General features: G+C 59.3%; 13 protein-coding genes. 7 read left to right on the top strand and 6 right to left on the bottom strand.

Features of this window, described 5'->3' with window-relative positions; genetic code table 11:
• Window positions 1-271, top strand: a 271-nt coding sequence (locus KHU30_RS08715; protein WP_211442289.1) for a hypothetical protein, incomplete at its 5' end; no start/stop codon positions are given.
• A 24-nt stretch (window positions 272-295) separates the two neighbouring features.
• Here KHU30_RS08715 and KHU30_RS08720 read toward each other — a convergent pair.
• Window positions 296-1240, bottom strand: coding sequence for a methyltransferase domain-containing protein (locus KHU30_RS08720; protein ID WP_211442771.1), 945 nt, complete (start codon window positions 1238-1240; stop codon window positions 296-298).
• Between the two features lie 119 nt (window positions 1241-1359).
• On the opposite strand from KHU30_RS08720, the gene KHU30_RS08725 reads away from it, so the two are divergent.
• The 3 genes from KHU30_RS08725 (at window position 1360) to KHU30_RS08735 (ending at window position 3239) form a co-directional block, all read left to right on the top strand.
• Window positions 1360-2115 (top strand): ComF family protein, encoded by a 756-nt coding sequence (locus KHU30_RS08725; protein WP_230427295.1) that lies wholly within the window; start codon window positions 1360-1362, stop codon window positions 2113-2115.
• Between the two features lie 42 nt (window positions 2116-2157).
• A complete protein-coding gene (locus KHU30_RS08730; protein ID WP_211442290.1) occupies window positions 2158-2640 on the top strand; it encodes a tRNA (cytidine(34)-2'-O)-methyltransferase in 483 nt (160 codons plus the stop codon).
• Window positions 2641-2762: 122 nt separating this feature from the next.
• Window positions 2763-3239 carry a copper chaperone PCu(A)C gene (locus KHU30_RS08735; RefSeq protein WP_211442291.1) on the top strand — a complete coding sequence of 159 codons (477 nt, stop codon included), beginning with the start codon at window positions 2763-2765 and terminating at the stop codon, window positions 3237-3239.
• Between the two features lie 63 nt (window positions 3240-3302).
• On the opposite strand, the gene rfaE2 is transcribed toward KHU30_RS08735, so the two are convergent.
• The 4 genes from rfaE2 to KHU30_RS08755 all read right to left on the bottom strand — a co-directional run bounded on the left by rfaE2 (window position 3303) and on the right by KHU30_RS08755 (window position 7228).
• Window positions 3303-3782, bottom strand: a complete 480-nt coding sequence (gene rfaE2, locus KHU30_RS08740; protein ID WP_211442292.1) for a D-glycero-beta-D-manno-heptose 1-phosphate adenylyltransferase — start codon at window positions 3780-3782, stop codon at window positions 3303-3305.
• A 94-nt stretch (window positions 3783-3876) separates the two neighbouring features.
• The gene (locus KHU30_RS08745; protein ID WP_098494296.1) at window positions 3877-4731 is read right to left on the bottom strand and encodes a ferritin family protein; all 855 of its coding nucleotides are present in this window, start codon (window positions 4729-4731) and stop codon (window positions 3877-3879) included.
• A 487-nt stretch (window positions 4732-5218) separates the two neighbouring features.
• On the bottom strand, window positions 5219-5884 hold the full coding sequence (locus tag KHU30_RS08750; RefSeq protein WP_211442293.1) for a PhaM family polyhydroxyalkanoate granule multifunctional regulatory protein: 666 nt from the start codon (window positions 5882-5884) through the stop codon (window positions 5219-5221).
• A 45-nt stretch (window positions 5885-5929) separates the two neighbouring features.
• The gene (locus KHU30_RS08755; protein ID WP_407928047.1) at window positions 5930-7228 is read right to left on the bottom strand and encodes a branched-chain amino acid ABC transporter substrate-binding protein; all 1299 of its coding nucleotides are present in this window, start codon (window positions 7226-7228) and stop codon (window positions 5930-5932) included.
• 97 nt (window positions 7229-7325) lie between these two features.
• Between KHU30_RS08755 and KHU30_RS08760 the strand changes: the two genes are divergently transcribed.
• The 3 genes from KHU30_RS08760 to queC are packed head-to-tail and all read left to right on the top strand — an operon-like array spanning window position 7326 to window position 10019.
• Entirely contained in the window at window positions 7326-8477 is a 1152-nt protein-coding gene (locus KHU30_RS08760; protein WP_230427296.1) for a DUF3108 domain-containing protein, read from the top strand.
• Window positions 8478-8512: 35 nt separating this feature from the next.
• Window positions 8513-9283 (top strand): DUF3108 domain-containing protein, encoded by a 771-nt coding sequence (locus tag KHU30_RS08765; RefSeq protein ID WP_211442294.1) that lies wholly within the window; start codon window positions 8513-8515, stop codon window positions 9281-9283.
• Between the two features lies 1 nt (window position 9284).
• Window positions 9285-10019: a 7-cyano-7-deazaguanine synthase QueC gene (queC, locus tag KHU30_RS08770; RefSeq protein WP_211442295.1), complete on the top strand. Its 735-nt coding sequence runs from the start codon at window positions 9285-9287 to the stop codon at window positions 10017-10019.
• A gap of 104 nt (window positions 10020-10123) precedes the next feature.
• Here the strand turns inward: queC and KHU30_RS08775 are convergent, their stop codons facing one another.
• Window positions 10124-13729, bottom strand: coding sequence for an indolepyruvate ferredoxin oxidoreductase family protein (locus KHU30_RS08775; RefSeq protein ID WP_211442296.1), 3606 nt, complete (start codon window positions 13727-13729; stop codon window positions 10124-10126).
• Window positions 13730-13989: the final 260 nt, after the last annotated feature.

Consider the following 13989-nt stretch of genomic DNA (forward strand, 5'->3'; position numbering starts at 1 on the left):
CCAGTTACCCGGCTCGCGTCGCTGTCAAATCGTTTTGTTTGTCAGCAGCAGAGAGATGAGATTATGTAGCGTTTCAAGTTTTTCGTCAACTACTTTTTTACTTCTTACCGAAAAACTTTTTACTCACCACAACCACTTCAACCCGCTTTTTTCCCGCAAACTTCGCGCCCAATTCAGCACCAATTCCTTGCTGCTGTTTCGTTTCTTTCGCGTCGTTCTCAACGGGAGGCGAACTATAGCAACACCACCTCTTCCCCGCAAGTACTTTTAACCAAATTCTTTAAAATATTTCGATTTACCTGTTTTTACCCAAATCCCAGCGCACGATGGACTCGCCGCCACTAGTAGTTTTGGGCACCGGCCGGAAAGCATGGCCATAGATGATCTCAAAGGTCAGCGGCAATTTGCCATCCGCCCTGCGGCGCGCTTCCAGCGCAGCTTTAAGGCGCACGCCTGTCTCTCTACTTAATAAGCCGCGGCCACGCGTCGCCAGAGGGTTGCCGCCCCAGGCTCTTACATCGGCCAGCAGTTTATCCACCGTGTCATAGGTGACGGTAATCGTTTCCATATCCATAACCGGCGTAGAGAAGCCAGCATTGACCAGCATGTCGCCGAAATCATGCATGTCCACGAACGGCAATATATGAGCGCCGTCATCGATGCCGGCAAATGCATTGCGCAGCTCCTTAAAGGTATCGGGACCGAAGCAGGAGAACATCAGCAATCCGTCCACCCTTAATATGCGGCGCCACTCGGCAAACACGCGGTCCGGCTGCGGATGCCAGTGCAGCGCCAGGTTCGACCAGACCAGGTCGACCGTGTTAGGCGCCAGCGGTAACTGGGCGAAATCGCCGCACAGCAGCGCCGACGACAACTGCTCGCCGCTATTAGTAAACGGCAGCCACTTTTTTAATAAGCGGTTGACCGACAGCTGCGCGCCCTGTCGTTGCTCTTTCGCCAACGACAGCATGGCGGGCGAAGCATCCAGTCCGATAATCGCGGCATCGGCAAAGCGCTGCTGCAATGTATATATATCGGGGCCGGCGCCGCAGCCGGCATCCAGCACCCGCTGCGGCGCCAGTTTCACCAGAGCGAGGCGCTCGTGCATGCGACTGGATATTTCCCGGCGCATGAACTCGGATTCGCGCACCAGTGCAGGCTGGGCAAACAGTTGGCGTACCCGGCGCAAGTCGATCGGGGCGCTTTGGCTGGTTTCAGAAGGAGGCAATGAGGTAGACATCAAAATCCGGCAGGTGAGATGAAATGCGATAATCGCCAGTAGTTTACACGCTTGATTGTATGTAAGCTGGCCGCAGTGTCCTGATTCAATGCCCTGATTAACCAGAACGAGATTCGCCCTTGCCATTCCCCCGGCTACGACTATGGTCGCAACAGCAACTTGCCCGCATCCTGAACAGCATGCCGTCCTGCTGCGCCTTATGCGGGCAGAACGGCAAGCGCGTGATTTGCGACAGCTGCAGCAAGCGCTACTTTGCCGACCGGCCGCGCCGCTGCGCCCAATGTGCAAATCCGCTGCCCCAGTCCGGCGGCGCCAGCCTGCTCCAGTGCGGCAACTGCCTGAAGCAGGCCAGGGCCTTCGACGCCACTGTCGTTGTATGCGATTATGCTGCGCCGGTCGACCAACTGATCCTGGCGCTGAAATTCCGCGGCCAATTGGCGCTGGCGCCGGTGTTTGCGCAAATGCTGAGGGATGCCATGCTGCTGCAGGCAACAGCCGCCCGCTTGGAACTGCCGGAAATATTGATGGCGGTTCCACTCAGCGCACAGCGGCTGCAGCAGCGCGGCTTCAATCAGGCGCATGAGATAGCCAAGCCATTGGCGCGCCTGACCGGCATTCTCGTGCGCCACGATCTGTTGCAGCGGCAGCGCGACACCTTGCCGCAATCCATGGGGCTGGACCTGGAGCAGCGCCGCCGCAATTTGCGCCAGGCCTTTGTCATGGCGCCGGCGGCAAGCGCAAAAATCGACGGCTGCCATATAGGCGTGGTCGACGATGTCATGACTACCGGCGAAACTTTGCACGCGCTGGCCAAGACCCTGCGCCGCCATGGTGCCCGCCGCATTACCAATTTCGTCTTCGCAAGAACCCCTTGAGCGGCTTGCGTCGCCATTACTATATAGAGAAGGAGAAGCAGATTGTTCCACGTCGTCCTGGTTGAACCGGAAATTCCGCCGAATACCGGCAACATCATTCGCCTGTGCGCCAATACCGGTGCGCAGCTGCACCTGATCGAGCCGCTCGGCTTTCCCCTCGATGATGCCAAGATGCGTCGCGCCGGCCTCGACTACCACGACTACGCCAGCATGAAGGTGCATGCGGATTGGGATGCCTTTGTCGCCAGCATGCGCGCAGCCGGCAGTTATGCGCCAGAGCGGATGTTTGCCATGACCACCCACGGCTCGACGCCGTTCGCCAGCCTGGCCTTTCTGCCGGGCGACGTCTTCGTGTTCGGTTCGGAAACTCGTGGCTTAGCGCCGACGTTGCGCGAATCATTCGCGCCTGCGCAGCGCATCCGCCTGCCGATGCGACCGGATAACCGCAGCCTGAATCTGTCGAATACCGTGGCGGTGGTCGTGTATGAAGCCTGGCGCCAGAACGGCTTCAGCGGCGGCGCCTGATAGACATCTCCATGAATGCAATCATAGTCGTGGCCGCATTGCTATAATCGTAAGCCATGCCACAGCAACCAGCACAACCCGCGCTTCGAGAACAATCTGCGCAATCTACCCAAAGGATCAGCATGTCTTTACGTTCGGTTTCCCTGTTCTTCTGCGCGCTGGCGATCAGCGTGTCGACCCATGCCCACGAATACACAGTCGGCGCTTTGCATATCGGCCATCCTTACGCCCGCGCCACCGTGCCGGGCCAGCCCAGCGGCGGCGCCTTCCTCAGCATCGAGAACACCGGCAAGGACGCCGACAAGCTGATCGGCGTCAGTTCGCCGGCAGCCAAGAGCTCGGAGATCCACACCATGTCCATGGATGGCAATGTCATGAAAATGCGCGAGGTCGGCGAGATTGAACTTGCGCCGGCCGCCACCGTCGACATGAAGCCGGGCAACGGCTATCACATCATGCTGATCGGCCTGACTCAGCCGTTGAAGGCGGGCGACAAGTTTCCGCTGACGCTGACCTTCCAGAAAGCCGGCAAGATCGAGGTATCGGTCAACGTCACGGACATGAGCGGCAAATCGGCCGAGACCATGCACCAGCACTGAGCAGCTGACCTGGGCAATAAAAAAGCGCGGAATCCGCGCTTTTTTCGTCTGATGCCACTGTTGTCACGTGCCTTGCCGCACCTTGTCCAGCAATTTGCTGGTAGAACGGTCATGGGCAAAGGCGATGGCGACCACCTGGCCTCCGTAGGCCAGCACGGCCTGGCCTTCCGGGATCGCATCCATCTGATAATCGCCGCCTTTGACATACACGCCGGGCCGCGCTTCCTGCACCACCTCCAGCGCCGTATCTTCATCAAACTCGACCACCAGGCTGACCGCTTCCAGCGCCGCCAGCACTGCCATGCGGTCGGCGCAGGTATTGATCGGACGGTCGTCGCCCTTGCCCAGGCGCTTGACTGAAGCATCGGTATTCACCGCGACCACCAGCGACGCCCCTTGCTCGCGCGCCTGCGCCAGATAGGTGACGTGGCCGCGATGCAGGATGTCGAACACACCGTTGGTCAGCACCACCGGCTGCGGCAGAGCGGCAACGCGCGCTGTCAATTCGGCGCGGGTACAAAGCTTGTTTTCAAATGTAGGCATGGAGAGTATAAAAAAAGCCGCAACAACGCGGCTTGATATCAATGACGGTCCGGGAGGCGGCGCAGAAAAACCTGGCCGCCGATGCTCCCGGTGATCAGACTGCTTCCGCCGACTTCAGCGCCAGGCGCGCAACCACTTCCTTGCGATAACGGTTCAGTTCCTGCACGGTGTCGAAAGTGCGTTCAAACAGCAGGGACATATTGTGCAGAATGCGATCGACCACTTTCTTTTCCCATACGCCGTCGAACTTGATCTGGTCGTCCAGCCAGCGCTCCAGCCATTCCGGATCCGGCAGGCGGCTTTGCACCGTGTCGTTCGGGAACAGCGACTGGTTGACGTGCAGATTGGTCGGGTGCAACGGCTTTTCGGTGCGGCGCGCCGACGCCATCAGGACGCCGATCTTGGCAAATGCGGCCGAAGCGCTGTCGCCTACTTCAGACAAGGCCTTCTTCATGTAGCGCAGATAAGCGCCGCCGTGGCGTGCTTCATCCTGGCTGATGATCTTGTAGATCTGCTTGATCACCGGCTCGGTGTGCCAGTCGGAGGCGCAACGGTACCAGTGATTGAGGCGGATTTCGCCGCAGAAATGCATCATCAGGGTTTCCAGCGCCGGCGCCGGATCGAATTCGAAACGCACATTGTCCAGCTCGGCTTCGGTAGGCACCAGCTCAGGCCGGAAGCGGCGCAGGTATTCCATCAGCACCAGCGAGTGCTTTTGCTCTTCGAAGAACCAGACCGACATGAAAGCGCAAAAATCGCTGTCGCCGTGGTTGTCACGCAAAAACATCTCGGTTGCAGGCAGCGCCGACCATTCCGTAATCGCATTCATACGAATAGTTTGAGCTTGTTCGTCGGACAGCTGGGTGGCATCAAACTTGTCCCATGGAATATCGGTCTCCATGTTCCAGCGGACTTGTTCAAGCGATTTAAACAGTTCTGGATACAGCATACATACCTTAAGCAAGTGAGTTAACTGTTCGATTTTACCAAGAATTTGTTACAAGGCCGTTTATAAACCTGCCGACCAGCCTTTTTTTGCTGGAAATTTGGCTTAAATCACAACAAAGTCAATGGGTCGTTTAGAGTTTTTAGTCGATCCGAAGCCCGTCTCCCGGATTGTCCTATTCGCAAGCTGCGGAAAAAGAGCTTTCTCCATCGCCACGCTACCGCAATAAAAACAGTTGGCCAAGCAGCCACTTTCAAGTCCGAGGCCTGGATATCGCACACAACTTGCTACAGTAGCGCCAGACTTACTGCGTCGACAGGCTTCCTAGACTTCAATCATGGCACTTATCCGAAGCTAGTCAAGCTGTCCGAAGAACGCGACATTGCCACAATGGCAACCGACACGTCATATCCCGTCATGATGGCGGCCGGTTTTGAACAGCGCGCAATTTTCCAAGCCCGCGCGCTGCGCGCATGCTGCGCAGCAGCTCTTATTTAGAGGCCGGTTTGGCTTTCGTTGTTGCCGCTTTTGTCTTGCCGGCGACAGTGCCGCCAGCTTTTTTTACGGCAGGCTTGCTGCGCGGCTTGGTGCGGCTCTTGCCATCATTCCCAGCTGCCGTTCCTGAGGCCGGCTTCGCCATTTTCTCCGCCGCCGCCACGCTGTTCACCGCTTGCTTGAACTGGTTTTGCAACAGGTCCCACCAGGCATTGGCATTTCCTGTTGAAGGCGGGACAGCAGCGGCTTCCGGCGCCGGCGTTGCAGGCGGCTCCGGCTCCTGCTCTTTCGCTGCCGGCGCCGCATCGGCACTTGGCGCCGGGTTCATGAATGAAAACGGAAAACCCGAGGGCATGGCCCATGCGTTCGCAGCCGGTTCATCGCCATTCTCTTCCGCCGGCTGATTGACGGCGCCCATTGCCCGCAGCGCCGACAGCGTCGCGCTCTGCACTTCGAGCGCCTGGATGGTGGTGCGCAACATGTTCAGGTTGAGATTCAGCCATGACTCCACCGCCTTCAGATCGGTGATCTTCTTGTTGATCTCTTCCACCGACAAGGTCGGCACGACCATGCCCGGCACGCCCATCCCGCCCCACATCTTCTTGATGAATTCAAGACTGTCCTGCATTGCGTCCGCTCCTGGAATACTAGAACCGCTCATCGCCAATCTCCTTCAAGGAAAATCCATCTTACCGCTACTTCCGCCTCAGGGGCGCTGCATCTTGCAGGTGGTGGGCAGCGCCGTCGCCGCCGGCGCCAGATAGCGCTCGGTCTTGAAGCCATAGCCACTGCCTTCATTGTCAAAGCGGATGCCGCCGTCGGCAAGCTTTTGCATCACCGCCACATACAGCGGCTGGATCAATTGATGGTCGCTGGCACGCATGCTTGCCTCGTGAAATTTACTCTTGTATTGCGCCCCTTCAAGTGCCCGCGCCACCGCCGCCGCCTCCGTGGACTGGGCCTTCTCGATGGCATTCGCCAGCATGTCTATCATGACATCCATGCGCAAAAACATATAGTCATCTTTCGGCTGCGGAAAGCGCTGCCGGAAACTGCGGTAGAAAACATCGCTGGCGGCATCCTGGACGCCGTCGGCAATATTCGAATGCCACTCCGCAACCGCACGCACCGTCCCCACACCTGCATCGCCGATGGCAGCCGGCGCGCCCAGGCTGTTGGCATAGAAAGTATAGAACTTGAGATGCAAGCCGGCTTCCTTGGCGGCTTTCACCAACAGGGTCAGGTCATTGCCCCAATTGCCGGTGATGACCGTATCGGCGCCGCTGGCGCGGATCTTAGCGATGTAAGGCGCGAAATCCTTAACCTTGCCGATCGGATGCAATTCATCGCCGACGATCTTGATGTCCGGCCGCGCCGCCAGCAGCTGCCGGCGCGCGGCCTTGGCCACCTGCTGGCCGAAACTGTAATCCTGGCCGATCAGGTAAACGCTTTTCGCCTTGTCGTCGCTTTTGATAACTTCCACCAGCGCCTGCATGCGCATATCGGCATTGGCATCGAAACGGAAATGCCAGAAGCTGCATTTTTCATTGGTCAGCGCCGGATCGACCGCCGAATAGTTCATGAACAACACGCGATTGCCGGGTGTCCGGACATTGTGCTTGTTGATCGCCTCGACCAGCGCGCCCGCCACCGCGGAGCTATTACCTTCCAGCACGAAGGGGATTTTCTGGTCAGTCAATTGCTTCAGCTGCAACAAGGCGTCTTCCACTCCTTGTTTGCTGTCGAACACCGTCAGGCTGAGAGGATGGCGGCCGTCCGGCAAGCGCACGCCGCCGCGCGCATTGACCTGCTCCACCGCGAAGCGGATATTGTGCTCCACCGCCTCGCCGGCATTGGCGAACGGGCCCGACATGCCTTCGATCATGCCCAGCCGGATCGGCGCCAGCATGGCGGGAGCCGCGGCCAGGACCAGCGGCGGCATGAGCCCGCCGGCCAGCATGAATGCCAGCGCCAGGCTGGCGGTGAAACGTGATCGGTACGACATCGGTAACTATTCCAGTTTGATGTAAGTCCGATATTTTACGTTGTTTATTGCATACTCTTGCGCCGGCGGGAGTGAATCTGGACGGATCGTTTACACTATGCGGATGTCGTCTTCCTCCAAATACACCTCAACACCGCGTTTTACCTTTGGCAGCCGGCGCCGCTGGCTGTGGGTATTGCTGCTCACTGCTTTGCTGCACATCCTGCTGATCATATGGGGCGGCCGTCAGTTCAACGCACCGTTGTCGGTGGAACGGCGCGATCACATCGTGATGACCAATATCGCTGCCTTGCCGCCGGTGGAAAAACCGGTGCTGTTGCCGCAAGAACCAAAGCCGCAGCCGAAACCGAGCCCACGACCGCGTCCGGTTGCCGCAGCCAAACCCCGTCCGGCTCCCGAACCCGCGGTGGAAGTGCCGGATACGCCGATCAGGGAAACCGTGACGCCTAACGTCGATGCCCAGCCGGCCGACGCAGCCACGGCTGATGCAGCTGCCGGCGCCGCCGAGGCCAAACCGCCGATGGAACATCCCGGACTGGCGGAACCTGCGAAGGTCACTCCCGCTGCCGGCAAGCATTATCAAACCAGTGCGCCGCCTTCAGCTGAACTGAAATACGCCGTGGAAGCCTTGCAAAAGGGTCAGAACTATCATGGCAGCGGTAAAATCACCTGGCAAACCGATGGCGGCAGCTACACCATCAATGGCGAAGCTGGCGCCTTGTTCTTCACTGTTCTGGATTTCAAGAGCGAAGGCGAATTCAATGGCTTTGGCGTCGCGCCCATCACCTACACGCAAAAGCGTTTCCGCAAACCGGCGACGAAAACCACTTTTCACCGCGAACTCAACCAGATTGTCTTTTCGTCTTCGGGCAACAAATATCCACGCAGCGGCGGCGAGCAGGACCGCGCCAGCGTAGTGTGGCAACTGGCGAGCATCGGCCGCGGCGACAGCTCGCAATTTGTGCCGGGCGCTGTGATCGACCTGTTTGTCGCCGGTCCGCTGGATGCCGAAACCTGGCGCATGCAGATCGTCGGCCAGGAAAAAATCGATGTCGACGGCGACCAGCGCGCAGTCTGGCATGTGATCCGCATTCCCGAGCCTGGCTCGCACGAACAGCGGCTGGACATCTGGCTGTCGCCGCAACAGGAATGGTATCCGGTCAAATTGCGCTTTACCGAAACCGACGGCGACTACCTCGACATGTCGCTGTCCAAGCTGAAGCAGCTGGATCCAAACGCACTGAATTAGACCAAGCTGGTGAACCAGCATTTTTTTGGGAAATCATGAAATCATCAACATTGTCCTTGTTCCGTCTTGCCGCCGCTGCCGCGCTCTGCTGTCATCTGCTGAGCGCCAGCGCAGCCGGCACGGATCATCCTGCCACCAAGTACAAAATCGACCTGCCGCCGTCCGCCGAGCTGGACTACGCGATTCAAGCCAAGCAGAGCGGCATCACGCTCGGCGGTGAAGGCACGGTCAAATGGCAAGTCGCCGACAAGCGCTTCAGCGTCAATTCGGAAACCCGCGCCATGCTGTTCGGGAAAATCCTGGAGTCGTCCAGCGAAGGCGCGATCGACGATTTCGGCCTGGCGCCGACGCAGTTCATCAACAAACGCTACCGCAAGCAAGCCACCACCACCACCTTCCATCGCGACAGCGGCACCATCGGCTTTTCCGAGTCCGGCGACAGCTACCCGCTGAAGGGCGGCGAGCAGGATCGCACCAGCATCATCTGGCAGCTGATTTCCGTGGCGCGGGCGGCGCCGCAGCAGTTCAAGCCAGGTTCAAACTGGACCTTCTTCGTGGCCGGCATGCACGACGCCGAAGCATGGACTTTCAAGGTCGTCGATACCGAAAAAATCAAGACCCCCATGGGCGATCTTGAGACCATTCATATCTTCAAGGCGCCGCCGCCAGACGCCAAGGACCAGCAGCTCGACATCTGGCTGGCGCCTTCCCTGGAATGGTATCCGGTGCGCTTGCGCTTTACCGAGCCGAACAAGGATTTTGTCGAACAGACTCTGCAACAGGTCAGCAACAAGGGAGCAAAATAATATGAGTACACCAAACAGCGCACCAGGCAGCGTACCGAATGGCGCCATCGTCCTGTTCAGCGGCGGCCAGGATTCCACTACTTGCCTGGCATGGGCCCTGGCGCGCTATGAGCGGGTCGAGACCATCGGCTTCGACTACGGCCAGCGGCATGCTGTCGAACTGACCGTGCGCCCGGTCCTGCTGCAGAAAATCCGCGCCCAGTTTCCGCACTGGGCACATAAATTGGGCGAAGACCATATGATCGACCTGTCGCTGATTTCAAAGATTTCATCGACCGCCATGACAGAAGACGTCGAAATCGTGATGCAGGAAAACGGCTTGCCGAATACTTTCGTCCCCGGCCGCAACCTGCTGTTCATGACAGTGGCCGCCACCGTCGCTTACCGGCGCGGCTTGAACGTACTGGTGGGCGGCATGTGCGAAACCGATTTTTCAGGCTATCCGGATTGCCGCGACGACACCATGAAGGCCCTGCAGGTGGCGCTCAACCTCGGCATGGCGACCCGGCTGAAGCTGGAAACGCCGTTGATGTGGATCGACAAGTCGGAAACCTGGAAACTGGCGCAAGATCTGGGCGGCGATGCCCTGGTCGACCTGATCCGGGCCGATACCCATACCTGCTATCTGGGCGAACGCGGCGCCTTGCATGACTGGGGCTATGGTTGCGGCACTTGCCCGGCATGTGCGTTGCGCGCGCGCGGCTACCAGCAATTCAGGCAAGGCGCTCCAGCCTGAGCGCCCAGCCTGGCAGTCGCTGGAGACATGCTGGACACTGAAAGACAAAACGGCGGGTAGATCTTCATCTACCCGCCGTTTTTTTAACGATCAACCACGATCAGCTAAGCCGCGATCGAACGAGACAACTCCCCTTTTGCTTCAGGTGCAGCAAACTGATTCAGCAACTGTGCTTCCTTGGCGCGGGCTGCCGCCAGATGCCGGTCCTTGACGTGGCCATAACCGCGAATCTCTTCGGGCAGGCTGGCAAGCGCGACGGCGGTGGCCAGGTTGTCGGCAGTCAGCTTCGGCAGCAAGGAGCTGACGAGTTCCTTGTAATGCACGATCAGGGCCCGCTCTTCCTTGCGCTCGGCGGTGTAGCCGAAAATATCCAGCGCGCCGCCGCGCAGGAATTTCAGTTTCGCCAGGACGCCGAAAGCGCGCATCATCCATGGTCCGAACTCCTGCTTGACCAGATGGCCGTGGGCATCGTGCTTGGCCAGCAGCGGCGGCGCCAGGTGGAACTTGAGCTTGTAGTCGCCTTCGAACATGGCGGCAATTTTCGCCTTGAAAGCGCCGTCGGTGTACAAGCGCGCCACTTCGTATTCATCCTTGTAAGCCATCAGCTTGAACAAATACGTAGCGACTGCGGTACTCAAACGATGCCCGCCATGCTGGCGTTCTGCAGCCTGTACCTGCTCGACAAAAGCGCGGTACTGTTCCGCATAGGCGGCGTCCTGGTAGGAAGTGAGGACGGCGACGCGGCGCTTGATCAAATCATCCAGCTTAGGCGTGCGTTTGAATTCGATCACCTGCGCCTGCGTATCGCTGAGGCGGGTACGTTTTTCCAGTTCCGCCAGATCGATCGCTGCCGTGCGGCCCCAAACAAACGCCTGCTTGTTGAACGCGACTTGCAAGGCATTCAGTTCGATCGCCCGCATCAGCGATGCTTCCTGCAACGGCACCCATCCCTTTTGCCAGGCATAGCCCAGCATGAACATATTGGTGGCGATGGCGTCGCCCATCAAGGCGGTAGCGATATGGCCGGCATTGATGAACTCGACGCGGTCGCTGCCGCAGGCTGTGCGGATATCGTGCTCGGCCGCCGCATCAGGCGATTGCCAGTCCGGATTCTTGACGAATGCGGCGGTCGGCGTACGAGTCGAATTGATCGCTGCGTAAGTCCGCCCCTCGCCCATGCGCGAGAGGGCATCGCGGCTGGCGCTGACGATGGCGTCGCAGCCGATCACCAGATCGGCGTCGCCGGTGCCGACACGGGTCGAATAGATATCGTCCGGATGATCGGCCAGCCGCACGTGCGACATCACCGGACCGCCCTTTTGCGCCAGGCCGCTCATGTCCAGCACCGAGCAGCCCTTGCCTTCGACGTGCGCTGCCATCGCCAGGATCTGGCCGATGGTCACTACGCCGGTGCCGCCGATACCGGTCACCAGGATGCCGAAAGGCTTGACGGTGTTTGGCAAGACCGGCGCCGGCAGGGCAGCTACTGGAGCGTCCGCCGTGGCTGGTGCCGCCGATATTTTGGCAGGCTTCTTCAGGTTGCCGCCTTCGACCGTGACAAAGCTCGGGCAGAATCCGGTAACGCAGGAGAAATCCTTGTTGCACGAAGATTGGTTGATCTGGCGCTTGCGGCCGAACTCGGTTTCCAGCGGCTCCACCGACAGGCAGTTCGACTGCACGCTGCAATCGCCGCAGCCTTCGCACACGGCTTCGTTGATCACGGCACGCTTGGCTGGGTCCGGATACTCGTTGCGTTTCCGGCGGCGGCGTTTTTCTGACGCGCAGGTCTGATCGTAAATCATGGCCGAGCAGCCTTCGATCTCGCGCAGTTCGCGTTGCACCGCGTCCAGTTCGCTGCGGTGACGGATCGTCACGCCAGGCGCCCAGTCGGTGCTCGAACCGTATTTTTCCGGTTCGTCGGTCACCACGATAATCGGCGTCACGCCTTCGGCGGCAATCTGGCGCGAAATCATGGCCGGATCGAGCGGGCCGTCGAATGCCTGGCCGCCGGTCATGGCGACCGCATCGTTGAACAGGATCTTGTAGGTGATGTTGACCTTGGCCGCGACCGACGCGCGGATCGCCAGCAGGCCTGAGTGGAAATAGGTGCCGTCGCCGAGATTGGCGAACACGTGCTTTTCCGTGGTGAACGGCGCTTGGCCGACCCAGGTCACGCCTTCGCCGCCCATATGGGTGAAGGTGGACGATTCGCGGTCCATCCACAGCACCATGTAATGGCAGCCGATGCCGGCCAGGCCACGGCTGCCGTCCGGCAGCCTGGTCGAAGTATTGTGCGGGCAGCCGGAACAGAAATGCGGCACGCGGTCCTTGTTCGGATCTGGCTTGCTGCTGATGTTCAGCAGTGCTTCCTTGGCTTCCAGGTAGGCAACCCGTTGCTGCACGCGCTGCGCCACCGGATGGCCGGCAAAGTATTTCGACACGCGGGTCGCAATGGCGCGGGCGATCTGCGCCGGATTCAGTTCATAGGTGGCCGGCAGCAGCCAGTCGCCATGGCCTTCGCCGCTGCGGTTGCTCCATTCGCCGGTATCGTCGAACTTGCCGACCACGCGTGGCCGCACATCGTCGCGCCAGTTGTAGAGTTCTTCCTTGACCTGGTATTCCAGGATCTGGCGCTTTTCTTCCACCACCAGGATTTCTTCCAGGCCTTGCGCAAACTCGCGCACGCCTTCCGCTTCGAGCGGCCAGGTCATGCCGATCTTGTACAGGCGGATGCCAATGTCGCGCGCCACGGTTTCGTCGATGCCGAGGTCGGCCAGCGCCTGGCGCGTGTCCAGATAGGATTTGCCGGCGGTGATGATGCCGATCTTGGCGCGCGGGCTGTCCCAGATGATCTGGTTCAGCTTGTTGACGCGGGCATAGGCCAGCGCTGCGTACCATTTGTAATTGTTCATCCGCGCTTCCTGTCCCAGCACGGTGTCGGGCAAGCGGATGTTCAAGCCGTCTGCCGGCAGTTCAAAATCAGCGGCGGTCGGCAAGACAATCTTGACGCGGTCCGGATCGAGATCGATCGACGCGCCGGACTCGACCAGGTCGGTGACGCATTTCATCGATACCCACAAACCGGTATAGCGGCTCATGGCCCAGCCATGCAAGCCGTAGTCGAGATATTCCTGCACCGAAGACGGATACAGCACCGGAATGCCGCAGGCTTTCAGGATATGTTCGCTCTGGTGTGCGGTGGTCGACGATTTTGCCGCGTGATCGTCGCCGGCCAGCACCAGCACGCCGCCATTCTTGGAAGTGCCGGCCATGTTGGCGTGCTTGAAGACGTCGCCGCAACGGTCGACGCCGGGGCCTTTGCCGTACCACATGCCGAACACGCCATCGTATTGCGCGCCGGGAAACAGGTTGACCTGCTGCGTACCCCAGACACTGGTGGCGGCAAGGTCTTCATTCATGCCGGGGTGGAATTTGACGTGATGCGATTCCAGGTATTTCTTGGCCTTGGCGGCGGTCAGATCGACGCTGCCGAGCGGGGAACCGCGATAGCCGGTCACGAAACCGGCGGTGTTCAAGCCAGCTTGCACATCGCGCTGCCGTTGCAGCATCGGCAAGCGAATGATGGCCTGTGTGCCCGTCATGAAAGCACGGCCACGTTCTAATGTGAATTTATCATCAAGGGAAATGCTATCAGCTTCAGACGCTTGCGTGGGCAGCAAGGCTTGCGCCGATTTGAGTGGTGCGTTCATTCAGTCTCCGTGCCAAAAATTATGTTTTTGATTGCACTGCGTGGAGGTTATCCTACGCGGTCAAACGTCTTCGCCTTGTGGGCAAATCGTCCTGTTTTTTACTATTTCCTGCAGCCACCAGAATATCACAAGCGGGTGGCCGACTCAATGCACGGCGCAGCAATCACCCGCGCCGGTACTGGGTCTGTAGCGCCTGCCGCGCGGTCGCATTTCCAAAATCAAATGCTAAGCAGCCCCAGGGTAACAACTGTAACAACTGG

It is taken from the genome of Collimonas humicola (assembly GCF_018304945.1).
Lineage (GTDB): Bacteria > Pseudomonadota > Gammaproteobacteria > Burkholderiales > Burkholderiaceae_D > Collimonas > Collimonas humicola.

Bases quoted from the DNA above. Each gene is read 5' to 3' on its own strand.
- KHU30_RS08750 (WP_211442293.1), bottom strand. From the start codon at position 5,884: ATGAGCGGTTCTAGTATTCCAGGAGCGGACGCAATGCAGGACAGTCTT.
- rfaE2 (WP_211442292.1), bottom strand. From the start codon at position 3,782: ATGCCTACATTTGAAAACAAGCTTTGTACCCGCGCCGAATTGACAGCG.
- KHU30_RS08760 (WP_230427296.1), top strand. From the start codon at position 7,326: ATGCGGATGTCGTCTTCCTCCAAATACACCTCAACACCGCGTTTTACC.
- queC (WP_211442295.1), top strand. From the start codon at position 9,285: ATGAGTACACCAAACAGCGCACCAGGCAGCGTACCGAATGGCGCCATC.
- KHU30_RS08775 (WP_211442296.1), bottom strand. From the start codon at position 13,729: ATGAACGCACCACTCAAATCGGCGCAAGCCTTGCTGCCCACGCAAGCG.
- KHU30_RS08720 (WP_211442771.1), bottom strand. From the start codon at position 1,240: ATGTCTACCTCATTGCCTCCTTCTGAAACCAGCCAAAGCGCCCCGATC.
- KHU30_RS08745 (WP_098494296.1), bottom strand. From the start codon at position 4,731: ATGCTGTATCCAGAACTGTTTAAATCGCTTGAACAAGTCCGCTGGAAC.
- KHU30_RS08735 (WP_211442291.1), top strand. From the start codon at position 2,763: ATGTCTTTACGTTCGGTTTCCCTGTTCTTCTGCGCGCTGGCGATCAGC.
- KHU30_RS08755 (WP_407928047.1), bottom strand. From the start codon at position 7,228: ATGTCGTACCGATCACGTTTCACCGCCAGCCTGGCGCTGGCATTCATG.
- KHU30_RS08765 (WP_211442294.1), top strand. From the start codon at position 8,513: ATGAAATCATCAACATTGTCCTTGTTCCGTCTTGCCGCCGCTGCCGCG.